Genomic DNA, 24,455 nt, shown 5'->3' on the forward strand with positions numbered 1-24,455 from the left:
CTTAATTACCTCCCTGTAAGACCGTCTGAAAATATACCAGTGAAGCATTGACTGCATTGGTTACGGCTCTTGATGAAATGGTTGCGCCTGTTACGGCTTCGATCTCATTGTCCGCAGATGGTGCTGTCTTTACAACGGTATATGACGATTCTGATTTATTTTCAAACTGAGAGTAAAATGCTTTTTCCTGTACTAACATACCAAGTCCCGGTGTCTCACTGATGGATGTAATGGAATATCCGTTCAATGTGCCATCGTTGCGGATTCCGACAGAAAGTGTGATATCTGACTGGCTTCCTTCATGGGATGTTACGGAAATTACATATCCAAGCACTTCACCTGATTTATCTAATGCTGTGTTTACAGATAAGATCTCATCATTGGCATAATCGCTCTTAGCGATGATATCCTCTGCTTTTTTTGCATCAAAATCCTTATATTCTTCAAAGGAATCAGCATCCTTAAATACATTCCGGTAGGACTCCTGTTCTGCTTCATAATTTACTTTTGCAATAGGACCCTTTGTGATTTCATTGACCACACCGAGGATCAGGCCTAAAACAAGGGTAAAGGCAGTTAAGATCATTGCATCTTTGACAATCTTTTTATTCATGCTTCTTTCCCTCCTTTTTCACGCCAAACGCTTTCGGGATCGTATGCTTTTCAATGATCGGCACTAAGAGGTTGCCTAAGATGATTGCAAACGATACACCTTCTGCATTTGCACCGAACAGGCGGAATAATCCGGTCAGGATACCCAACAGGATACCATAGATGATCTTTCCGCTTGGTGTGATCGGTGATGTGACATAATCGGTTGCCATGAAAAATGCTCCAAGCATCAGACCGCCTCCGCAAAGCTGTGCGGCAATATAGTTCACATCAAATCCTTTTCCACTAAAGATCAGTAAAAATACAACAAAGGTGATCAGATAACTTCCCGGGATGCGAAGGTCAATGACACCCATCAGGATCAGGAAAACAGCTCCAATCAAAAGTGCAATGACGGAGGTCTCTCCGATCGTTCCTGCGGTTGTTCCAAGGAACATCTTCATAGTATCTACGCTCTCGCCGTTTCTCATCAGGGCTAACGGAGTTGCTCCGGTAACACCGTCATAGGTAAAACTTGTCATGGTGCTTGCAAAAGATACAAGCAGGAAACAACGTGCTCCAAGTGCCGGGTTCATAAAGTTCTGACCCAGTCCTCCGAATAACATCTTGACAATGACGATTGCGAACACGCTTCCAAGTACTGCCTGCCAGATTGGAAGGGTATATGGAAGGTTCAATGCTAATAATAATCCGGTTAACACGGCACTGAAGTCTGTTATCGTACTCTTTTTATGTACAATCTTTTCAAAAATCCATTCTGATGCCACACAGGTTGCGATACAGACTGCAATCAATAACAAAGCCCGCAGCCCGAAGTTGTACACACCAAAGATACTTGCCGGCAGTAATGCGATAATGACATAGAGCATGATTTTTGCCGAGGTATCTTTCGCACGGATGTGCGGCGAAGATGATATATTATATAACTCACTCACAGTTCTACACCTCTTTCTATTGTTTCTTTCTTCTCTCTGCTAAGATCTGTTTTTTCATGGTCTTGATATATTGTGCTAACGGACGTTTTGCAGGACATATATAACTGCAGCTTCCACATTCAATACACTCCATACCATTCCATTTTTCAAAACTTTCCGAATCATGGAACTGTGACATTTTTGCAAGTCGAGATGGAACGATCTGCTCCGGACAGACAGATACGCAACGTCCACAGTTGATACATGCTGTCACTTCACTTGCTGAAACATCATCTTTTTTAAAGCACAGCAGGGAGGATGACGTCTTTGTTGTCGGAATCTCCAGACTAAAGACTGCAAATCCCATCATCGGTCCACCGGAGATCATCTTTTCCGGATCTTCCTTAAATCCGCCTGCTTCTTCTAAAATTTCCGCATAGCTCATACCGATACAGTATTCAAAATTGCCCGGATTTGCAACAGCGTCACCTGTTACGGTAAAGATTCTGTCCATTACCGGTTTCCCTTCTTTGACTGCACGGTTGATCGCTACTAAAGTCTCCACGTTATCTACAATACATCCTGCATCAGCCGGAAGCATCTTAGAATTGATTGCACGTCCGGTGGTTGCATAGATCAACTGACGCTCACCACCCTGTGGATACTTTGTCTTTAATGGCATTACTTCTATGCGTTCCTCATCCTTTGTCAGCTCTTTCAACTTCTGGATACAATCCGGTTTGTTGTCTTCCACACCGAGGATTCCCTTCGCATGGTCAAACAGACGCAGGACGATTTTCATACCGCCGATCAGTTCTTCCGGATTCTCTAACATTCTCCGGTAATCTGCAGTCAGATATGGCTCACACTCTGCACAGTTTGCAATAATAAATTCAATCTTATCAGGCTCCTTTGGTGAGAGCTTTACATGTGTCGGGAATCCGGCACCTCCCATACCTACTACGCCTGCTTCTTTTACTTTTTCAATAATCTGCTCTTTAGAAAGACTTGCAACATCTTCCACACCATGGAAATCTGTTTCTTTCATCTCTCCATCATTTTCAATAATGATAGAATTTACCAGATCACCGGTCGCTACATGTCTTGGCTCGATTGCCTTTACCGTACCGGATACGGATGCGAAAACCGGTGCAGACACAAATCCGCCTGCTTCTGCAATCTTTTGTCCTCTTAAGACCGTATCACCTACTGCAACAATTGGTGATGCCGGTGCTCCGATGTGCTGAGACAATGGATAGACCAGAATTTCTTTGGGTTTGATTCTTCGTATCGGCTGATCCTTTGCGAGATCTTTGCCATCGTAGGGATGGACTCCGCCTTTAAATGTCGAAATACCCATTTTGTTCCCCTCTTTCCTAAGTTATTTTTTGTGTCGTTGTACTGATCCCCTCTCATACAACTTTCCGCTATATTATACCATATACCCATAATTCTACAACCGTTTTCCCTGCAAAATTCATGTTAATTTTCCTTGCACAGAGAAAAATACACGAAAAAAATATTTGTAAAAGAAACAGAATATGGTAGAATATTTCCATGATAAACAGGAGGAAAGAAAAACGATGCAGACCTGGCACAAAGAGTTAAATTTTGACAATACCAATTCCCTTACAAATGCTTTATTTGCAGAGGATTCTGTATTTTTTGATATTGAAACCACCGGATTTTCTCCGGTAAATACTTCGCTATATCTGATCGGCTGTGCCAGAAGAAAGGGAAACCTCATCTGTATCGATCAGTTTTTCGCCGACACACCGGACGAAGAACGTCTGATCCTATCTGCTTTTTTAGAATTGTTAAAACCATACCGGACACTGATCACTTTTAACGGACTTGGATTCGACATTCCTTATCTGACTGCAAAATGCCAGACCTATGGGATGCCTGCTCCGTTTTTAGAGTTTTCAAATTTGGATATTTTCCGTGCTCTTTCGAAATTCAAAAAGATTTTCAAACTGCCGAATTTAAAGCAAAAGACCGTAGAAAAATTCTTAGGGATCGGCAGGGAGGATCTCTATTCCGGCGGCGATCTGATCAACGTCTATCATCAGTATGTTGCCACGCAGGAGGAAGAGGCACGTTATCTTTTACAGATTCACAACTATGAAGATGTCTTAGGCATGATCGATCTGCTTCCGATCCTCTCCTATCCTCAGATTTTTCAGGGAGCTTTTACGGTAGATTCCATTGTAAAAAATCTCTATGAGGACTATCAGAGCATTACCAAGAACGAATGTATCATCACATTAAAGAACCAGTATCCGGTGCCAAAACGTATCTCCTATGGATTTGATCAATTTTATCTGACCAGCTATCAGGATACCACGAAGCTGAGTATCAAAATCTACAGTGGTGAGTTGAAATATTTCTATCCGAATTATAAGGATTACTACTATCTGCCGGAGGAGGATACTGCTATTCATAAAAGTGTTGCCTTTTATGTAGACAAGAATTACCGGACGAAAGCCAAAGCAGCTACCTGTTACAGCAAAAAGACCGGCTGTTTCCTGCCCCAGCATCAGGTTGTGGTCTCTCCTTATTTTAAATTAGAATACCATGATAAGATCACTTATTTTGAATTGACGGATGAATTCATTGACAATGAGACGGATGTGAAAGCCTATGTGATGCATGTGTTATCACTGCTGTTGATGGCAAAGTAAATCTTCTTAAAATATTTTACACTAAATAACATATAAAATCTTTTTTAAGAAAATTTAAGTGAGATAGTTATATAAAACTTAATAATTTAGAAATATTTACTTAGAAATTTGAGAACTTAGAAAAAACCTCAGGCTACCATACCAGTGCCTGAGGTTTTGTATTACCTCCCTTTTTCAAAGAAAAAGGATTTGTTTCTTCTGAAGTTAAGTTCTTTATAATTGGTAATCTGCTCCGTACTGCCAATGAATAACAGTCCGTCATTTACCAATGACCGGTTAAACTTCCGGTAAATCTCATCTTTCGCTTCTTCCGTGAAATAAATCACAACATTTCTGCACACGATCAGGTGGCAGTCAGACGGATACGTATCTTTGAGCAAGTCATGTTCACGAAATTCTACACATTTTTTAATCTGGTCAGAAATCTGATATGAAGAACCTACCTGTTTGAAGTATTTCTTCTTAAAGTCATCCGGCACAGAAGCAATGCTCTTTTCGTTATAAATGCCAAGTCTTGCTTTATCTAAGACCTGCTTGTCTATGTCTGTTGCTATAATATGAATATTTTCTAACGGAAGATGTCTTGACAATGCCATAACCAGTGAATATGGTTCATCGCCTGTGGAACAGGCAGCACTCCAAATCTTCAATCTCTTTCCAAACTTCTGGATCAGTGCCGGGAACAGTTCTTTTTCTAAAACTGTCCATTGTTCCGGATTCCGGTAAAACTCTGATACATTAATGGTTAAGAAATTGATAAATTGTTCGAATTTTTCCTTATCACTTTTGATCAGTCTGACATAGTCATCATAAGAAGTCTTGTTGTTCTTTGTGATCAATGTGTCAATCCGACGTCTCATCTGCTTTTCTTTATAAGCATTCAGATCAATCGTTGTCAAATTGTAAACATCTTTTTTAAACTTCTCGTAACCTTCCATTCACTATCTCCGGATTTTATTCTGCGTCTAACTCACTTGCTACCGCATCAATATCTACGTCTGCTACGTCAGCATCGTCTTCTTCCTGCTGTGGCTGTGCCTGTAATGCTTTGATGCTTAAGCTGATCTTTTTCTCTTCTTCATTGAAGTCAACGATCTTTGCTTCGATTTCCTGTCCAACGCTTAATACGTCAGATGGTTTCTCTACATGCTCAGAAGAGATCTGGGATACATGAAGTAATGCATCTACGCCAGGATCTAATTCTACGAATGCACCAAAGTCTGTCATTCTTGCAACAACACCTTTTACAACATTGCCTACTGCATATTTCTCAGCAGCGTTGTTCCAAGGATTCTGATCCTCAAATTTCATGGATAATGCAATCTTGTTTCCGTTGATGTCTTTGATAAATGTCTTTACAACATCACCGACTTTGAATACTTTCTTTGGATTCTCAACTCTGCCCCAGGAAATCTCTGAGATATGAAGCAGTCCGTCTGCTCCGCCTAAGTCGATAAATGCACCAAAGTCTGTTACATTCTTAACAGTTCCTTCTACAACATCGCCAACTTTGATTCTTGCAAATAATTCTTTCTGCATCTCCTCTTTCTTAGCGAGTAAAAGCTGTTTTCTGTCACCGATAATTCTTCTGCGGCGAGGATTGAACTCTGTAATTACAAATTCGATTTCCTGTCCGTCATACTTTGTCAGATCTTTTTCGTATACATCAGATACTAAACTTGCAGGGATGAATACTCTGGTCTCGTCTACGACTACGCTTAAACCACCTGCTAATACCTGTGCTACTTTTGCTGTTAATACTTCCTGATTCTCAAATGCTTCTTCTAATCTCTTGTTGCCTTTTTCTGCTGCAAGGCGTTTGTAAGAAAGGAGTACCTGTCCTTCGCCGTCGTTTACTTTTACGACTTTGGCTTCCATGGTGTCGCCCACGGATACTACAGTTGTCAGATCTACGTTTGGTTCATTTGTGTACTCGTTTCTGGTAATAATACCGTCTGACTTGTAACCAATATTCAGGATGATCTCATCCGGTTTCACATCGATAACTGTACCTTCGACTACCTCCCCATTTCTTATTGTTTTTAATGATTCTTCTAGCATTTGTTCAAAACTCATTTCTGACATTCTTTTGAACCTCCTCAATAATATTATTTGGGGTGGATGCCCCTGCGGTAATACCTACGTTATCAATGGATTTCAGTTTGGTTAAATCCAAGTCATCTAGTGTCTGTATATAGTAAGTATTTTCACATTCCATTTTACATATTTCAAATAACTTCTGCGTATTAGAACTGCTTCTGCCACCGATGACAATCATGGCTTCTGCTTCCTTTGCAATGGCACGGGCTTCTGTCTGCCGCTCCTCCGTTGCATTACAGATTGTATTTAAAACAATTATATCATAACCTTTTTTGCAAATAATTTCAACTAATTCTTGAAATTTCTTGTAGTTAAATGTCGTTTGTGATACAATACATACCTTTTGTTTTCCATCTATGGCAAAATTTTCTGCTTCTTCTCTGTTCTGAATGACGGTTCGGTTCTTAGGTCCACACCATCCTTTGATACCTTCTACCTCCGGATGCTTATCATTTCCGATGATGACGATATGCTCTCCCGCCTTCGCATGTTCCTCCACGATCCTGTGGATCTTTAAAACAAAAGGACAGGTGGCATCGACAATTTTTAAATCCTGTTTTTTCAAAAAATCATAGACTTCTTTTGCCACACCATGGGAACGGATCACGACAGTCCCTTCGGGAATATCCTGAAATTCTTCCAGTCTGTTTATTACTTTTACGCCTTTGTTTTCTAAATCCTTTACTACTTCTTCATTGTGGATGATCGGTCCGTAAGTATACACTCTCCCTTTTTTTGCTTCCTCATAGACTTTGTTCACTGCCCGCTTGACTCCAAAACAAAAGCCCGCACTTTTCGCTAAGGTTACCTGTCTCATGCGTTACACACATCCTCATATAATTTTTTGATCGCTGCAACGACCTCTTCAATGCTCATATTGGAGGAATCCACCAGTGTGGCATCCTCTGCCTGACGAAGCGGAGAATTTTCGCGGTGCATATCCTGATAATCCCGCTGTTCAATGTCTGCTTCTATTTTTTCTAAATTACATTCCTGTCCTTTTTCTGACAGCTCGTCATAACGTCTTTTTGCTCTCGTAGCCACGCTTGCCGTTAAATATACTTTGACCTGTGCATCCGGAAGTACGACGGTTCCAATGTCTCTTCCGTCCATGACAACGTCTGCCTTTTTTGCAAGCTGCTGCTGTAATTCGACTAATTTTTTCCGCACCTGTCCGTATCCACTGGTTTTAGATGCCATGTTGCCGACTTCTTCTTTGCGGATCTCACCACTGACATTTTCACCGTTTAAAAATACCTGCTGTTCGCCGTTCTCATATTGGATCGTGATCTCTACGTTCTCACTGGCACGGCTGATCGCCTGCTCGTCCTCATTAGAGATATTGCTCCGTAAAAAATAGAGTGCCATGGCACGGTACATTGCTCCGGTATCTACATAGACAAAGCCTAATTCTTTTGCGATCTTCTTTGCAATGGTACTTTTTCCGGCGCCTGCCGGTCCATCAATTGCGATATTAAAACTCATGCTTGTTTCCTCACTTCCTGCTCCAATTTTTTATTTCTATCTTTCTATGACGTTGTACTCTTTTCTTCCTATAAGTTTATGATACTACGATTTTACGACTCTATTATTTTTGTTAATTTCTACGATTTCATGCCTCATCCTATTTCTCTACGGAACTGCCTGCTAAATATCCGGTTGACCATGCGATCTGTAAGTTGAATCCACCGGTATAGGCATCCACATCAATAACCTCTCCGGCAAAGTAGAGTCCCTTCACTAATTTTGACTGCATCGTGGATGGGTCGATATTCTTGACGGCAACTCCGCCTCTGGTAATGATTGCTTCGTTATAATCACGAAGACCGGTCAGTGTCATTGGAAAATGCTTGATACAATTTACTAACCTTCTGCGCTCTTCTTTCGTGATCTCGTTGATCTTTTTCTCCGGCGTGATCCCGCTCAATGAGACCATGACCGATATCATTTTGGCCGGAAGCAGACCGGAAAGTACATTTTTAAACTGTCGGTTTTTATTTTCTTCAAAGTCCCTTAAGATCCGGGCATCTAGTTTTTCTTCCGATAATGCCGGCTTTAAATCAATCTCCATGGCAAGTTCTTTTTTTCGGATCTTGTCATTTACGACACTGCTTGCACTTAAGATCAAAGGTCCGCTGACTCCAAAATGGGTAAACAGCATTTCCCCAAATTCTTCAAACAATACTTTTTTTCCGTCTTTGATCTTTACTTCTACATTTTTTAAAGACAGTCCCTGCATCTGCATACAGTAGTCTTCTTTTACGGTCATAGGAACTAAAGATGGGGACAATGGTGCGATCGTGTGTCCGCTCTTTTTTGCAAAACGGTATCCGTCTCCGGTAGAACCTGTTGTCTGATAGGAATATCCTCCGGTTGCTATGATGACTGCATCTGCCGGACAAGTTGTCCCATTGGATGTCTTTACACCACGGACTTTTCCCTCTTCTATCTCAAGATGTTCTGCCTTTGTATGGAGTCTTACGGTAACTCCTTTATTTTTTAAAGTCCGCTGCAGGGTTGCAATGACATCCGAGGAATGATCCGATACCGGAAATACCCGGTTGCCACGTTCTGTTTTTGTTGGCATTCCATGCTCTTCAAAAAAATCTATAACACGGAAATTGTCATAGCCATAGATGGCGCTATACAAAAATTTTGCATTCCTTGGTATGTTTTCAAAGATTTCCGATGTCTCACAGGCATTTGTCAGATTGCATCTGCCTTTTCCCGTGATATATATTTTTTTACCCAGTTTTTCATTTTGTTCTAATATCGTAACCTGATGCCCTGCATCCACTGCTCCGAGTGCTGCAAACATTCCTGCCGCACCGCCGCCGATGATGATGACTTTACTCATTTTTTTCTCCTAATCTGGTATATCGCATTTTCATGGAATCATCAATATAGTTGATCTCGTCATTTTCATAGACCTGATATTCATCCCAGATATCTTCTAACATTTCAAGCGTATTGACTACTTCGCCCTGTTTTTTCATGCAGAGTGCAACGATCAATGCATTGATGACAGAAAGCGGTGCCACGAGTGAATCTACGATGGATGCCATATCACTCTTTGCGATCAGATTACAGGAGGAATACAGATTCATCGGTGAATGTACGCTGTCTGTAAGCGTGATCACTTTTGCACTCCGGTTGTTTGCAAATTCCATTGCCTTTAGAGTACGCATGGAATATCTCGGAAAACTGATCCCGATGATCACATCGTCCTTGCTGATACGCACCATCTGTTCAAACAGCTCACTCGAACTGTTCGTAGACAGCAGACGTACATCGTCAAACATCATATTTAAATAAAATGCAAAAAATCCTGCAAGCGGTGCACAACTGCGGATACCCACAATATATATCCGTTTTGCATTTAAGATCGTCTCTACTGCCATATCAAAGGCGTTCGGATCTATCATCTCTATCGATTCTTTGATCCTTTCCGCGTCTGACTGGAGAACAGATTCTAAGATTTTTGACTGACTGATCCGTCCATAAGCCACCTCCATCCGCTGTACGGAATTGAGCTTATTGCGCACCAGTTCCTCTAATGCTTTTTGAAAATCCGGATATCCCTTATATCCGAGATGTGTTGCAAAACGCACAACCGTTGATTCACTGACTCCGACCACCTCGCCTAATTTGGCTGCCGTTAGAAAAACTGCCTTATCATAATTATCTGTGATATAACTTGCAAGAAGTTTTTGTCCTTTGCTCAGTGTGCTGTACGCTTCATTGATCCGATTACTTAAATCGTTACTATTCCCCATAAGAAAACCGCCTTATCTCTATTGTAGACAGGATCATTTTGCTATGATCCTTCAAAAATTTTGTTATAACCCAAAAAGGTGCCTTGGCTCTCGCCAAAACACCTTTTATTTTAATTCATTTTCTCATTTTTTACAATAGCTTATACAGGATATGCTCCATTTTTTGTATCAGCAATATTCTGATCTACTTTTGTCTGCTGAGCCTCACGATATTTAAAGAAGTCTGTAGCCACCTGTGGGAATAATGCATAGGTAAGGACATCCTCATCCTGCTGTTTCCACTGTTTCATCTCTGCCTCTAATTTATCTAATTCAGGCTCTAAGAGATCTGCCGGACGGCAGGTAATTGCATTCTTCTTCTCTTCGCCAAGTACTTTGTCTACGATTTCCGGATTGAATGGTTTTACAGTCTGTCCGTATTTTCCTAAAAGTACGTCTTTTGTCTCTTTGGTTGCAACTTTGTAACGCTCGCCCATTAATACGTTAAATACAGCCTGTGTACCAACAATCTGGGAAGATGGTGTTACAAGTGGTGGCTCACCAAGGTCTTTACGAACGCGTGGTACTTCTGCAAGTACTTCTTCGTATTTATCTTCTTTACCCTGCTCTTTTAACTGGGAGATCAGGTTGGATAACATACCACCCGGTACCTGATATAACAGAGTCTTGATGTTTACGCCTAATACCTTTGGATTCATCAGTCCGCTCTCTAATGCTTCTTCTCTCATCGGACGGAAGTAATCAGCAATCTCAGCTAATTTTGTCTGATCTAATCCTGTATCAAATTCTGTACCCTTGAATGCTTCTACCATAACCTCTGTTGCAGGCTGGGATGTTCCTAATGCAAATGGAGAGATTGCGGTATCGATGATGTCGCATCCTGCTTCTACTGCTTTCATGTAAGTCATGGAAGCTACACCGGATGTATAGTGTGTATGAAGCTCGATTGGGAGTGAAGTTGCATCTTTTAATGCCTGTACTAACTCAGTTGCCTTTGTAGGTACTAAAAGTCCTGCCATATCCTTGATACATAAGGAATCAGCTCCCATATCCTCTACTCTCTTTGCCATATCCATCCAGTAATCTAAGGTATATGCATCTCCTAAGGTGTAGGAAAGTGCTACCTGTGCATGGCCTTTTTCTTTGTTACATGCTGTAACAGCGGTCTGTAAGTTACGGATATCATTTAAACAATCGAAGATACGGATGATGTCGATTCCGTTTGCGATAGATTTCTGTACGAAATACTCTACCACATCATCTGCGTATGGACGGTATCCTAAGATGTTCTGTCCACGGAATAACATCTGTAATTTTGTATTTTTAAATCCATCTCTTAATTTTCTAAGACGATCCCATGGATCTTCTTTTAAGAAACGGAGAGATGCATCAAATGTTGCACCACCCCAGCACTCTACTGCATGATAACCAACCTGATCCATTTTATCTACGATCGGGAGCATCTGCTCAGTAGTCATTCTGGTTGCGATCAAAGACTGATGTGCATCACGCAGGACAGTCTCTGTAATTTTTAATGGTTTTTTGGTCACTTCTGCCATGATTTTCTCCTCCTATATTCCAAAGATTGCCATAAATACACCGGCAGCTACTGCTGTACCGATAACTCCGGCAACGTTTGGTCCCATTGCATGCATAAGTAAAAAGTTCGTCGGGTCCTCTTCTGCTCCAACCTTCTGGGATACACGAGCAGCCATAGGTACTGCAGATACACCGGCAGAACCGATCAATGGATTGATCTTACCTTTTGTAACCCAGCATAATACTTTACCGAAAAGTACACCTGCTGCTGTACCAAATACGAAAGCTACAAGTCCGAGAATTACAATCTTAATGGTTGTAATATTTAAGAATGCCTCTGCACTTGTGGTAGCTCCTACGGAAGTACCAAGTAAGATAACTACGATATACATCAATGCGTTAGATGCAGTATCTGTTAACTGACGTACTACTCCGGACTCACGGAACAGGTTACCTAACATCAGCATACCAACTAACGGTGCTGTGGTAGGAAGGATTAAACATACAATTGTAGTAACGATAACAGGGAATAAGATTCTCTCTAATTTAGAAACCGGTCTTAAATTCTCCATTTTGATCGCACGTTCTTTTTTCGTTGTGAATAATTTCATAACAGGTGGCTGAATGATCGGCACTAATGCCATATAGGAATATGCTGCCACCGCAATTGGTCCTAACAGACCTGTCTGTCCAAGTTTTCCTGCAAGGAAAATGGAAGTCGGACCGTCGGCTCCACCGATGATGGATACTGCGGCTGCTGACTTATCATTGAATCCCATCAGGATTGCAAGGAAGTAAGCTGAGAAAATACCGAACTGTGCTGCTGCTCCGAGCAGGAAACTGATCGGATTCGCGATCAGCGGTCCAAAGTCTGTCATTGCTCCGACTCCGAGGAAAATCAGAGACGGTAATATTGACCACTCATCTAAGATATAAAAATAGTGTAACAAACCACCTACGCCGTTACTTGCCTCTTCCGGGCTGATAATGATATCCGGATAGATATTTACCAGCAACATACCAAATGCGATCGGAACTAACAGTAATGGCTCATATTCTTTCTTGATTGCCAGAAACAGGAATAAAAATGCTACGGCAATCATAACAAAGTTGCCCCATGTCAGATTCAAAAATGCTGTCTGGTGCAGGAGGTTTGACATTGTTTCTCCTACGTAACTCATAATTAATCCTCCTGGCTTTCTTAATTCATGGTTGCAAGTAATGCACCTGCTTCAATATGATCTCCAACTGCAACTTCAATGCTTGCAACAGTTCCGTCCTGTGGTGCAACAACCGGAGTCTCCATTTTCATTACCTCTAATACTAAGATCGCATCGCCTCTCTTAACGGCTGTGCCAGGTTCTGCCTCAATTTTGAATACTTTTCCGGCTGCACCTGCTTCAATCTTAACACTTCCTGCGCCTGCTGCCGGAGCTGCTGCCGGTGCTGCTGCTGCTGGAGCGGCTTTTCTTGGAGCTGCTGTAGGTGCTGCTGCTCCTGTTTCTTCTACAGTAACATCATAAACATTTCCATTTACGGTAATTGTATAGCTTTTCATCTTAATTTCCTCCTAAATTTGCGATTAATATCTTCTCTTGATGGAACGCACTACAAAATCATCTGTAGATGTTCCTGTGGATGCTGCAATTGCTGCAGCGATAACAGCGATCAGTTCTGTGTTATCCTGCTGTTCTGCCGGAATATCCTGTACTGTCTCTTTTACAGCATTTTCGGTCTGTCCTGCTTTTTTCTTGCTTTCAAGATATGGGAAGATCTTGAAGCAGGAAATAACTAAGCTGATTAAGATCAATACTGCAAATACAGTTCCCATTCCCATGAGTGTATTCATACCGGCCTTGCTCATCTTTTCACCAAGTGAGTAAACCTTATCAATTGTTACATCTTCCACTTCCATAGAATAGTAAGTGTATACATAAGTCAAAATTACTTCACGTTTTTCAAACTCAATGGTCTGTTCACATGTCAGTGTCTTTCCTGATTTTGTAATTTTGAAATCACCGAGTTCTACATAAGAACCAACACCGGAAGTAGCATCCTCCCATCTGGTAACGATGTTCTTTGTCATTTCGTCATCACTGGCTTCGTACACAGTCTTCTGCTCATCAGTCATATTTACCAATGTAGCAACGGTATTCTGTGTCACCTGTTTTAACTGGTCATATGTATAGCCATTGTAATCGACAGACTTAGGATCCGTTTTTCCGCATGCTGTAAGTCCGAGTATCATCAGACACACACTTACCATCAGCAATATTTTCTTCTTCATAAACTTCACCTTTCTATTTCGCTCCGTGTTTTTTCATCGGCCCTTCTACTTTTTTTGTAAATAACATCTCAAATCCTGCGATTAAGTATTTTCTTGTATCTGCAGGGTTGATGATCAGATCAATATATCCTCTTCTTGCAGCATTTTCCACATTTGACTGTAATGCTTCATATTCTTTTGCCTTTTCGTCCAAGACATCTGCGGAAGCATCTGCATACATGATCTTAGCTGCCGATTTTGCATCCATCATGCCGACTTTTGCATCCGGCCATGCATAGACTAAATCTGCTCCAAGAGATTTTGAGTTCATCATTACATAAGAACTTCCGAATGCATCTCCTGTAATGAAGTTAATCTTTGCAGTTGTTGCATTGGCAAATGCGTATGTCATACGGGCAAGTGCCTTTGGAAGACGTTTTTCAGAACATGAAGTCGCTTTAAATCCTGTTGTATTTGTCATGGAAAGTACCGGGATATCAAATGCGTCACAGTACTGGATAAAGTCTGCTGCTTTTTCGCATCCCTGTGCGGTTAATGCTGCTTCAAATTCCTCTGTCCTGTTTCCGTTTTCATCATGCATTACGGTAGCGTTTGCTACTGCACCAACGGTAATTCCGTTTAATTTGATGAATCCTGTTACCATATCTTTTGCATAACCTTTCTTTGTCTCTACAAAGTTATGGTCATCTGCAATTTCAGAAAGGAAGTATCTTGGATCACCTTTCATGGATTCCATGCTCTCACATGCACGGTTTAAATCGTCCGTACACTCGTCCACACGTCCGCTCTCCTCGTTGCATCCCGGAAGAATGGTTACTAATTCGCGGATCTCAGCAAGGATCTCATCCTCTGTTCCGGCTGCATCTACAACACCTGTGTTTGCTGCCTGGAAGTCAGCTTTTGCTGTATCGCATTTCGATACGTTGTTGTCTGCAATGGCATCCGGAGAGTTTACGAAAAGTCTTCCTTTTTCTGTCTCCATGTAAGTGAAGTCACATAATGCGGATGCAACGGCAAGTCCACCTCCACAGCTGCCGAATACGGCACTGATCTGTGGTACAACACCGGAAGCTGCTGTCTGTTTTGCATAAATCTGACCCATTCCTTCCAATGCATCTACAGATTCCTGTAAACGGACACCCGCACAGTCTAAAAGACCAATGACCGGTGCACCCATCTTCATTGCCATGTCATAAACAGAAGCAATTTTCTTTGCGTGCATTTCACCGATTGTTCCACCTAACACGGAAGCGTCCTGGCTGTATACAAATACCAGGTTTTCATCGATTAATCCGTGACCGACAATTACTCCGTCAGAAGGAGTCTTATCTGCAGTCAGATTAAAATCTGTGCTTCGTGCAGTTACGAGAGAACCAAGCTCTACAAAACTGTTCTCATCCAGTAACTTGGCAATTCGTTGCATTGCTAAGCTATTCTTTGTGCTACTCATTTATTAGCCCTCCATCTATGTATTGAAAATTTTTAAAAAATTTCGCTATGCTAATTGTATTACTTTTAATACAATATTTCAATAGTAATTTGTTAAATTTTTCACTAATTTGAATAGACATTTTTTCCAATCTGACGAATTTTAAAACAGAAACTTTTCTAAGACGCACTGCAGATACCACCGTGGCGTTCTTGCGGATACATTTTCCATCGCAACGATCGGATAAGATACTGCTTTTTCCTCTCCGATATAGTACTCTGCTTTTCCGATCACCGTTCCTTTTTTGACCGGTGCCTGCAATACTTTCTTTGTCGTGCATTTTACGGTCACTTTTTCTTCCTTGTCTTTTAAAACCCGAAGATCCTTTCCTTTTACCCGAACCGGCATCAGAATCTCTTTGTCAGGATCATAGGAGTTGTCAGCGGCGTTTATGACAGGGACCGTCTCTAATTCTTGTTTGGCTTTGACTTTTACCTTTTCATAATGCTCTAAACCGTATTCCATGAGCTTTCTGGTATCTGCCCATTTATAGCTTTTGTTATTCGGCCAGCCGCAGGCAAGCAGTGATACCACAAATGTCCGCTCCCCTCTTTTTAAGGCTCCGACGTAGCAATAGCCTGCATCCGCGGTAAATCCGGTCTTTCCGGACAGTGCGCCATCCATCATCTGTAAAAAAGCATTGTGATTATTACAGGTAAAATTCCGGCTTCTCTCTACATTCTGAAAACTATGCTGTTTTGTCTGTGTAATTTTTAAAAACGTATCGTTTTTGATACAGTAGCTCATGATCGTTGCAAGATCTTTTGCCGTGGTTCCATGAGAACCTGTTTCATCTTTTGCGTCTAATCCGTTTGGCGTGATAAAATGTGTATGTTCACATCCTAACTCTTTCGCCTTTTCGTTCATCATCTCTGCAAATTTCTCCACACTCCCGCCAACATGCTCGGCGATCGCAACTGCAGAATCGTTATGTGATTCTAACATCAGCGAATAGAGCAGGTCTTTTAATAAGAAGGTGTCTTTGGTTGTCATTCCAAGATGGACTTTTGGCATAGACGCGGCATGTTGACTGACGGTTACCGTCTCGTCTAACCTGCCGCTTTCAATTGCCAGAATGCATGTCATGATCTTTGTGGTGCTGGCATTTGCTAAAAACTGTTCTTCTTCTTTGCCGTAGAGGACTCTGCCGCTGTCTGCATCCATTAAGACGGCAGACTTGGCATAGAGTCCAAGACTATCCTGATGTTCTTTTGCAAAAACCTCTAACACCACACTTGTTAAGATCAGACTGATGCATAGAACGATGATCATCGTTTGCTTGAATGGATTTTTTTTCACTTAACTCATTCTTTCCGTACCGTTTCCATTTACTATATGCCAAGAGAATGGTCGGTATGTAACAACTCGTGCGATTTATGAGACAGTGGTTTTTCTAAAAAGCTGCGATACAATTCCTGTACTGCCGGATTCTCATGGGAAAAACGGATCTCGTTTTCTGCATCCAGTTCATAGAGGACATCTCCACGCTCTTTTGCCAGTTCTAAATTGTCATGGATCGGCTGGCCACCGCCGCCGGCACATCCGCCCGGACACGCCATGACTTCTACAAAGTCATATTCTGCCTCGCCTTTTTTGATCCTCTCGATCAAACGTCTGGTATTGCCAAGACCACTGACTACGGCAGCTCTTACTTTTGTGCCTGCGATCTCTACCTCGGCTTCCCGGACTCCATCCTGTCCGCGGACAACTTTAAATGCATCCGGTGCAGGATTTTCTCCTGTTAAGAAGTAGTAGGCACTCCGAAGTGCCGCCTCCATAACACCGCCGGTCGCACCAAAGATAACAGCAGCTCCGCTTCCGCATCCCAATGGTTCATCAAACTCCTCTTCTTTTAAATGCTCTAACTGAATATGCTCTGCACGGATCAGACGTCCTACCTCTCTCGTGGTGATAACAGAATCCACGTCCGGTCCGGTTCCCGTCACATCCATACACGCCATCTGGCTTTCGTATTTTTTCGCTGTACATGGCATGATCGACAGACAGTAGATTTCTTCCGGCTCCACACCTAACTGCTGTGCATAGTAGGTTTTTGCAATTGCTCCAAACATCTGCTGCGGGGATTTTGCAGTGGAAAGATTCGGCAGCAACTCCGGATATTCATATTTTACAAAGCGTACCCAGCCCGGACAGCAGGACGTAAACATCGGGAATTTGTATTTGTCTTTATTTTTCAGTCTTTCGATGAACTCATTTGCTTCTTCCATGATCGTTAAATCCGCAGTAAAGTTCGTATCAAACACATAGTCGATCCCGGTTCTTCGAAGGGCTGCTACTAACCGTTTGACCGTTGCATCTTCCCGTTTTAAACCAAACCGTTCGCCCCAGGCTGCACGGACTGCCGGTGCAATCTGTGCCACAACAACTTTTTTCTTATCTGCAATGGCATAAACCAGTTCATTTAGATCATCGCGTTCTCTTAAAGCTCCAACCGGACAGTGCGTGATACACTGGCCGCATAATGCACAGTTGATGTCTTCTATGGACATTCCTTCCCTTAATCCTACATTGGTGCGTTTTCCGGTATTGATGATATCCCAGACTTTCATTCCCTGGATCTTATCGCAGACCTGTACACAACGCATGCATTTGATACATTTTTTTGCATCACGTATCAGCGGAAAATCCATGTCCCATTCCTGCTCCTCATACTCTTCTTTAAAAGGAACATTTAAGATATCTAAATCATTTGCTAATTTTTGCAGGGAACAGTTACCGCTTCGGACACAGGTAGCACAGCGATAGTCATGCTGGGATAAGATCAGTCCGACATTGGTACGTCTTGCATTCATGACACGTTTGCTGTTCGTATAGATCTCCATGCCTTCTTCTACTGCGGTATTACAGGCAGCTACTAACGCATCTTTTCCTTTGATCTCTACGATGCAGACACGGCAGGCACCAATTTCGTTTAAATCCTTCAAAAAACAAAGGGTCGGTATCTTGATCCCTACGGATGCTGCTGCATTTAAAATTGTTGTACCTTTTTCTACATTTACTTCCTGATTATCTATCCATAATTTTACCATATGCTCTCTCTGCCTCCTCTGAACACTCCACATCCAAATTTATCACAACGTAAACATCTTGCTGATTCCTGTCTTGCTTCTTCAAGACTCATGGAGTATTCCACTCCTTCAAAGTCTTTTTTACGTTCACAAGCTTCTCTGTCTGTCAGATGGATCCGTCCACTCTGCAACTTGTCGCTAAGATTTGGCTGTGGAATCTCCACATCTGTTGACATTTCGTGATGGAAGCCAAGATATTCATCGATATTTGCTGCCGCTGCTTTACCTGCCGCAATGGCACGAATGACCGTGGATGGTCCTGAAACACAGTCTCCACCGGAAAAGATTCCTTCCTCTCCCGGCACTGCCCCAAATTCATCTGCCACAATACGGTGGCGTTTTACCGGTACGTTGGATTCTTCAAAATGTGCAGAATCGATTTCCTGTCCGATTGCAACTAAAATGACATCACAGCCTAACCGTTCTTCCGGTTTTTTTGCTCTGTTCGGACTTGGTCTTCCGGCACTGTCATACAGACCACTGATTTGCGGTTGTGTCCAGAGTGCAGCAACATTCCCTTTCTCATCTGCTTCTACGCGTTTCGGTGCCTGTAATGTCAAAAGCTCAATTCCTTCTGCGATGGCTCCTTCGATTTCTGCTTCTAACGCTGTCATATCTTTTTGCCGTCTGCGATATACAATGCTGACTTTTTCTGCATGGCAGCGCATTGCGGTTCTGGCACAGTCCATCGCCACATTTCCTCCGCCGACTACAACAACTCTTTTTCCTCTGAAATCAGGATACTTTCCATAGCCGATATCTCTCAGCATATCTACTGCTGAAATGACACCCTTACTGTCCGCACCTTCTACCTCAAATTTTTTATCGGTATGAGCACCGATTGCGATGTAAACTGCATCATACTCCTGTTTTAATTCATCATAAGTGATATCCTTACCAATTTCGATATTGCATCGTAAATCCACACCGGTAGATAAAATTGCATCGATATCTTCCTGCAGACGTTCTCTTGGAAAACGATAACTCGGTATTCCGTAACGAAGCATTCCTCCCGGCTGCTCTTTTTCCTCAAATACCACCGTCTGATGTCCCATAAGCTGTAAGAAATAGGCAGCAGTCAATCCGCTTGGACCTGCACCGATAATGGCAATTTTCTTTCCTGTAGCCTCGGCACATTTTGGTACCTCGACCTGATCTGCCCTTGCATGGTCTACTGCAAAACGTTTCAGTCCCCGGATATTGACCGAGCTGTCGATCATATTTCTGCGGCATCTTGCTTCACATGGATGCTCACAGATCAATGCACATGCGGTCGGGAATGGATTATCCTTGCGGATGAGTTTTACTGCATCCTGATACCTTCCCATTCCTACCAGTGCTACATAACCCGGAATATCTACCTTCGCCGGGCAGAGCGTGATACATGGTATCGGCTGTTCAAACGATGCCGTACACCGTTTATTATGGATATGAGACAGGTAATCCTCTTTGAACCCCTCTAATCCGACTAATACCATCCTTGCAGATTCAAAACCTATGGCACAGTCTGCGGTCACCTGAATATTCCTTGCTGTTTCCTTTATGAGATGTAAAGTCTCTAATGTTGCTCTGTTGTTCAACACATCCTCTAAAAGATTTTCTAACTGTCCAAGCCCTACACGGCATGGCACACATTTTCCACAAGTCTGCGCATGACAGACCTTTAAGAAAGAAAGCTGCATATCTACCGGACATACTCCCGGAGGACTTGCGACAATGCGCTGCTCAAATTCCTGCATCAGACGTTCTGTTGTTGTGTCTTCACGCTTTGGTGCTCCTGCTGTTAATCTTCTCTCCATGTGTTACCTCCCTTTAATTTGTGAATTTTTTATCAAAAAAGGACAGACACGTTTGTGTCTGTCCTTTAGATATCCATTTTCATCTGCATTTCTTCTTCTGCTTCCCGCTTGAAGTTCTCTAACTGATCCTGATTTAAGATCGGCAGTTCCTCAATGGAAGAAACTCCAAATGTTCTTAAAAACTCTTCTGTTGTCCCGAATAAGAGCGGCCGCCCCGGCGCATCCAGTCTTCCTAATTCACACACCAGATTGTAATCTACCAGTCGGCTGACTGCGTGGGAACAGGAGACTCCCCGGATTTTTTCTATCTCTGCTCTTGTGATCGGTTGTTTATATGCGATAATTGAAAGCGTCTCTAGCAATACATCTGTCAATGCGTAATGCTTTGGCTGCTTTGCTACTTTTATCAGATAATCATACATCTGAGGCTTGGTACACATCTGATAGGCTCCATCAAGTTCTGTGATCGTAATACCGCGATCCTCTGCCTCGTAGTTCTTTTGCATTTGTTCTAAGATATCCTTTACTTCTTTTTTATCCAGTTCTAAGACCTCCGCGAGCTTAGATAACTCTACGGAATCCCCCATTGTAAAGAGGATTGACTCTATCACTGCTTCATAATTCATATGTCTCACTCCAGACTCTTAGGCTGCCATTTTCGATTCAATGAGGATGTCATCAAAAATATGTTCCTGTGAAATCGAAATCTTACCCAATTTCATCAGTTCTAAGATAGCAAGAAAATTTACGATAATCTCCATTTTCCCGCTCTTGGATTCTAACAGATTCTTAAAGTTGAAAGAGCGATGTGTCCTTGCATACTCTTCTAACGTACGCATCGTCTCTTCTAAGGAAACCTGTTCTTTTTCAATCCTTCCGAACTTAGAACGTACCGGATCAATGCGATCCTGTTTTTTCTGCATAATGGATTTAAAAATATCATTGAGCTGTGCTAAGGTGGTATCTCCGACTAACTCTTCTAAATCCACCGGTTCTTCATATGCCGCAACCTCCGGCGGTACGGTCGGAACCTTAAACATGACCTTTTGTGCATCCACCTGCCGGTCTTTTAATTCATAGGAGATACATTTATACATCTTATATTCCAAAAGCTGTTGTACCAGTTCCGCTCTTGGATCTTCCTGTTCTTCTTCCTCCTGCGGTGGTGCCGGAAGAAGCATTTTAGACTTGATATCTAACAGTGTGGCAGCCATCACTAAGAACTCGCTGACCACGTTCAGATCATGCCGCTTCATTTCCCGTATGTAGTCCATATACTGCTTTGTAATCTCAACGATCGGGATGTCATAGATATTCACTTTGTTCTTATCTAACAGATGTAAAAGCAGATCCAACGGTCCTTCAAACACCTGCAGTTTCACGGTCATATCCATAAAAATATACTGCTCCTATTTTTTGTGAATTAGTAATATTGTACATCATATTTAGGTAAATTTCAAGAGTTGAACCTACATTTTGTTGATCCGTATCATCAGTACTTCAGCACGGTCAAACACACGGATATGGAAGGTATGTGTTCCTAAGCCTTTGCTCACATAGACTTTTTTACCGTCAAACTCAAACTCTCCCGCATCGTATTTCGGAAACAGTTCAAACTGCGGAGATATCACACTTCCAATCCCCGGAATCCGAACCAGCCCACCATGGGTATGTCCGCAGACGGTTATATCCGCTCCCCAGTCCGCATATTCCTTTGCAAACATCGGATTATGTGCCAACAGGATCTGTACGGCATCCTTCTTTGCCTCTCCTAATGCCTCCTGTATAAAATGCTCCGGCAATGGCTCATAGCTACCTTTGCCATAACATTCTAACGGGATCTCAAGTCCGCTGATGCAAAACTTTTCCCCATGCAGTGTCAGCTCTGTTGAAGCATTGTTTAAAATATGCACCCCTGATTTCCGCACCCGGTTTTCATACGCTAAAAACGCCTCCGTCTGCATAACCGGCACTTTCGAGACACGGCTTTCATGGTTTCCGTTTGAAAAATAAACAGGTGCGATCTCTGTCAGTTTTGCTAATGCCTGATACGCAGTCTCATAAGTCTCCGGATAACGGCTGACGATCATATCCCCCGGAACTAAAATCATATCCGGTTTTTGTTCTTTGATCTTTTGGATTAAAATATCATTATCCCTGCCATAGACATGGGCATGCAGATCCGCTACCACTGCAAAATTAACGCTCTGTGTAATCTTATCCGTCTGATACTCATAGGACGTGATCCGAAACTTCTTTAATTCAAAATGCTGCCACAGGATAAAACATCCTATCAGCAAAATAATCATTCCAATGATCTTCATATACTTCTCCTTTGCTCTGATATCCTATCACATTTTGCATAAAAATCCCAGCATCAGTCATATTTTTTTCTCTTTTCTATTAATATTAAACTAAAGCAGATAATGTTTCAGGAATCACTATGAAAAAAATAATACTTTCACTATTTCTTGCCCTGCAGCTTGCATGTACCCCACTGCTGTCACTGACTGCACAGTCCGCCCCGATTACATATGAAGCAGGTATTTCCCAAAATTCGGCAAAAAAAGCTGATGATAATAAAAAAACAGGAGATACCCTGACTCTATCCGCTCCGAGTGTCCTTTTGATGGAGGCTAAGAGCGGAACGATCATCTATGAAAAGGATGCCAACAAGCAGATGCCTCCTGCCAGCATCACGAAGATCATGACCCTGCTTTTGATCTTTGACGCTTTAGATGCCGGAAAAATTTCTTTAGAAGATACGGTAACGGTATCGGAACACGCGGCAAGCATGGGTGGTTCACAGGTGTTCTTAGAACCCGGAGAAACCCAGAATGTGGACACCATGATCAAATGTATCGCCGTGGCAAGTGCGAATGATGCCTGCGTGGCAATGGCAGAACACATTGCAGGCTCTGAAGAGGAATTCGTGGCAAGAATGAACCAGCGGGCAAAAAAACTCGGCATGAAAAACACCACCTTCGTCAACTGTTGCGGACTGGATGTTGACGGACATCTGACCACAGCCTATGACATTGCCCTGATGTCGCGTGAATTGATTACAAAATATCCAAAGATCCATGATTACTCTATGATCTGGATGGATACGATCACACATGAAACGAAAAAAGGGAGCAAGGAATTCGGTCTGACCAATACCAACAAATTAGTACGTCAATATCAGTATACGACCGGACTGAAAACCGGTTCCACGGGAAAGGCAAAATTCTGTGTCTCTGCCACGGCAAAAAAAGATAAAACCGAACTGATCGCCGTCATTATGGCAGCCCCGGACCCAAAAGGCAGATTTCAGGATGCCGCTAACCTACTCAATTACGGTTTTGCAAAGTGCCAGTTCTACTCTGACCCGAACACGAAAAAGCTAAAACCTTTAACGGTCAAAAACGGAAGCAAAGATGCCGTAAATGTCCGTTATGAAACACCATTTCAGTTTGTAGACACCAAGGGAAGTGACCTGAATTCCATTAAAAAAGAGATTTCTCTTCCAAAGACCGTGACCGCTCCCGTAAAAAAGGGCGATGTTCTTGGAAAAGCAACCTATTCTTTAGACGGAAAAGTCATTGGGGAAGTGAACATTGTAAGCGAACAGAATGTGAAAAAAGCCGGATTTAGCGACTATTTCAAAAAGCTGTTTCACGCGTTTTTCTAAGAATTTCTTCTGCGACTGCCTGTATTCCCATATGCGAGGCATCCACTGTGATGTCCGCATATTTTTTGTATAATCCACTTCTGCTGTCATACAGATCTTTTAAGGTCTCACCTGACTTTAACGCAACGCCCCGCTGCTCTAAACTTCCTAAGCGTGTCTTTAGTTCTTCATATGGAAGATAGATATAGACCACTGTGGAGATTTCCTTTAAATGCTGCATGGCATTTTCTTCATAGACAACACTTCCACCGGTGGCGATCACCGTACGCTTTGCTTCAATGGATGCGTTGATTTCTCCCTCAATCTCTAAAAATCCTTCGCGTCCGTGGATCTCGATCAGTTCATGCAGCAGTTTTCCTGTCTTTTGCTGTATTAACAGATCCGAATCTAAAAAGTGATATCCTGCGATTTTTGCTAAGACCACTCCGACCGTACTTTTTCCTGCCCCCGGCATTCCCACTAATGTGATATTTTCTTTCTTCATATTGATACT

23 protein-coding genes are annotated in these 24,455 nt (G+C 42.3%); 2 read left to right on the plus strand and 21 right to left on the minus strand.

Annotation, left to right across the window (positions count from 1 at the left end; all coding sequences use genetic code 11):
* Position 1: 1 nt before the first annotated feature.
* The 3 genes from WMO43_RS07580 to rsxC are packed head-to-tail and all read right to left on the minus strand — an operon-like array spanning position 2 to position 2,886.
* A complete protein-coding gene (locus WMO43_RS07580; RefSeq protein WP_177963355.1) occupies positions 2-613 on the minus strand; it encodes an RnfABCDGE type electron transport complex subunit G in 612 nt (203 codons plus the stop codon).
* Positions 606-1,547: an RnfABCDGE type electron transport complex subunit D gene (locus tag WMO43_RS07585; RefSeq protein ID WP_177963356.1), complete on the minus strand. Its 942-nt coding sequence runs from the start codon at positions 1,545-1,547 to the stop codon at positions 606-608. The genes WMO43_RS07580 and WMO43_RS07585 overlap by 8 nt, the downstream gene beginning before the upstream one ends.
* Before the next feature lie 16 nt (positions 1,548-1,563).
* Positions 1,564-2,886 carry an electron transport complex subunit RsxC gene (rsxC, locus tag WMO43_RS07590; RefSeq protein WP_353530774.1) on the minus strand — a complete coding sequence of 441 codons (1,323 nt, stop codon included), beginning with the start codon at positions 2,884-2,886 and terminating at the stop codon, positions 1,564-1,566.
* A 223-nt stretch (positions 2,887-3,109) separates the two neighbouring features.
* On the opposite strand from rsxC, the gene WMO43_RS07595 reads away from it, so the two are divergent.
* The gene (locus tag WMO43_RS07595) at positions 3,110-4,210 is read left to right on the plus strand and encodes a ribonuclease H-like domain-containing protein (RefSeq protein WP_353530775.1); all 1,101 of its coding nucleotides are present in this window, start codon (positions 3,110-3,112) and stop codon (positions 4,208-4,210) included.
* 161 nt (positions 4,211-4,371) lie between these two features.
* Here WMO43_RS07595 and WMO43_RS07600 read toward each other — a convergent pair whose 3' ends face one another.
* The 17 genes from WMO43_RS07600 to WMO43_RS07680 form a co-directional block, all read right to left on the minus strand.
* A complete protein-coding gene (locus WMO43_RS07600) occupies positions 4,372-5,148 on the minus strand; it encodes a CheR family methyltransferase (RefSeq protein WP_353530776.1) in 777 nt (258 codons plus the stop codon).
* 16 nt (positions 5,149-5,164) lie between these two features.
* Positions 5,165-6,295 (minus strand): 30S ribosomal protein S1, encoded by a 1,131-nt coding sequence (gene rpsA / locus WMO43_RS07605; RefSeq protein ID WP_177963360.1) that lies wholly within the window; start codon positions 6,293-6,295, stop codon positions 5,165-5,167.
* Positions 6,276-7,127 carry a 4-hydroxy-3-methylbut-2-enyl diphosphate reductase gene (gene ispH, locus WMO43_RS07610; protein WP_353530777.1) on the minus strand — a complete coding sequence of 284 codons (852 nt, stop codon included), beginning with the start codon at positions 7,125-7,127 and terminating at the stop codon, positions 6,276-6,278. Before ispH ends, rpsA begins: the two co-directional genes overlap by 20 nt.
* Entirely contained in the window at positions 7,124-7,795 is a 672-nt protein-coding gene (cmk, locus tag WMO43_RS07615; RefSeq protein WP_177963362.1) for a (d)CMP kinase, read from the minus strand. Before cmk ends, ispH begins: the two co-directional genes overlap by 4 nt.
* A 139-nt stretch (positions 7,796-7,934) precedes the next feature.
* Positions 7,935-9,167, minus strand: coding sequence for a BaiN/RdsA family NAD(P)/FAD-dependent oxidoreductase (locus WMO43_RS07620; protein ID WP_353530778.1), 1,233 nt, complete (start codon positions 9,165-9,167; stop codon positions 7,935-7,937).
* Entirely contained in the window at positions 9,160-10,086 is a 927-nt protein-coding gene (locus WMO43_RS07625; RefSeq protein ID WP_353530779.1) for a MurR/RpiR family transcriptional regulator, read from the minus strand. The genes WMO43_RS07620 and WMO43_RS07625 overlap by 8 nt, the downstream gene beginning before the upstream one ends.
* A gap of 140 nt (positions 10,087-10,226) precedes the next feature.
* Entirely contained in the window at positions 10,227-11,645 is a 1,419-nt protein-coding gene (locus tag WMO43_RS07630; RefSeq protein WP_177963365.1) for an oxaloacetate decarboxylase subunit alpha, read from the minus strand.
* Positions 11,646-11,657: 12 nt separating this feature from the next.
* Positions 11,658-12,806 (minus strand): sodium ion-translocating decarboxylase subunit beta, encoded by a 1,149-nt coding sequence (locus tag WMO43_RS07635; protein ID WP_177963366.1) that lies wholly within the window; start codon positions 12,804-12,806, stop codon positions 11,658-11,660.
* A gap of 20 nt (positions 12,807-12,826) precedes the next feature.
* Positions 12,827-13,183 carry a biotin/lipoyl-containing protein gene (locus WMO43_RS07640; protein ID WP_177963367.1) on the minus strand — a complete coding sequence of 119 codons (357 nt, stop codon included), beginning with the start codon at positions 13,181-13,183 and terminating at the stop codon, positions 12,827-12,829.
* Positions 13,184-13,207: 24 nt separating this feature from the next.
* Positions 13,208-13,912, minus strand: coding sequence for an OadG family protein (locus tag WMO43_RS07645; RefSeq protein ID WP_353530780.1), 705 nt, complete (start codon positions 13,910-13,912; stop codon positions 13,208-13,210).
* Between the two features lie 13 nt (positions 13,913-13,925).
* Positions 13,926-15,362: an acyl-CoA carboxylase subunit beta gene (locus tag WMO43_RS07650; RefSeq protein WP_177963369.1), complete on the minus strand. Its 1,437-nt coding sequence runs from the start codon at positions 15,360-15,362 to the stop codon at positions 13,926-13,928.
* Between the two features lie 141 nt (positions 15,363-15,503).
* Complete coding sequence (locus WMO43_RS07655) at positions 15,504-16,700, minus strand: D-alanyl-D-alanine carboxypeptidase family protein (protein WP_353530781.1); 1,197 nt, start codon at positions 16,698-16,700, stop codon at positions 15,504-15,506.
* 32 nt (positions 16,701-16,732) lie between these two features.
* Entirely contained in the window at positions 16,733-18,451 is a 1,719-nt protein-coding gene (locus WMO43_RS07660; RefSeq protein ID WP_353530782.1) for an NADH-dependent [FeFe] hydrogenase, group A6, read from the minus strand.
* On the minus strand, positions 18,445-20,289 hold the full coding sequence (locus WMO43_RS07665; RefSeq protein WP_353530783.1) for an NAD(P)-binding protein: 1,845 nt from the start codon (positions 20,287-20,289) through the stop codon (positions 18,445-18,447). Before WMO43_RS07665 ends, WMO43_RS07660 begins: the two co-directional genes overlap by 7 nt.
* A 65-nt stretch (positions 20,290-20,354) precedes the next feature.
* Positions 20,355-20,915 carry an SMC-Scp complex subunit ScpB gene (gene scpB / locus WMO43_RS07670; protein WP_177963372.1) on the minus strand — a complete coding sequence of 187 codons (561 nt, stop codon included), beginning with the start codon at positions 20,913-20,915 and terminating at the stop codon, positions 20,355-20,357.
* A gap of 18 nt (positions 20,916-20,933) precedes the next feature.
* Positions 20,934-21,683, minus strand: coding sequence for a segregation and condensation protein A (locus WMO43_RS07675; protein WP_353530784.1), 750 nt, complete (start codon positions 21,681-21,683; stop codon positions 20,934-20,936).
* A gap of 75 nt (positions 21,684-21,758) precedes the next feature.
* Positions 21,759-22,613, minus strand: coding sequence for a metallophosphoesterase (locus WMO43_RS07680; RefSeq protein WP_177963374.1), 855 nt, complete (start codon positions 22,611-22,613; stop codon positions 21,759-21,761).
* A 119-nt stretch (positions 22,614-22,732) separates the two neighbouring features.
* Here WMO43_RS07680 and WMO43_RS07685 point away from each other — a divergent pair, with 119 nt between their 5' ends.
* Positions 22,733-23,962: a D-alanyl-D-alanine carboxypeptidase family protein gene (locus tag WMO43_RS07685; RefSeq protein ID WP_353530785.1), complete on the plus strand. Its 1,230-nt coding sequence runs from the start codon at positions 22,733-22,735 to the stop codon at positions 23,960-23,962.
* Here the strand turns inward: WMO43_RS07685 and WMO43_RS07690 are convergent.
* The gene (locus WMO43_RS07690; RefSeq protein WP_353530786.1) at positions 23,934-24,446 is read right to left on the minus strand and encodes a shikimate kinase; all 513 of its coding nucleotides are present in this window, start codon (positions 24,444-24,446) and stop codon (positions 23,934-23,936) included. The genes WMO43_RS07685 and WMO43_RS07690 overlap by 29 nt on opposite strands.
* Between the last annotated feature and the right edge of the window lie 9 nt (positions 24,447-24,455).

Origin of the sequence: Maccoyibacter intestinihominis (assembly GCF_040096355.1) — a bacterium.
Taxonomy (GTDB): Bacteria; Bacillota; Clostridia; order Lachnospirales; family Lachnospiraceae; genus Maccoyibacter; species Maccoyibacter intestinihominis.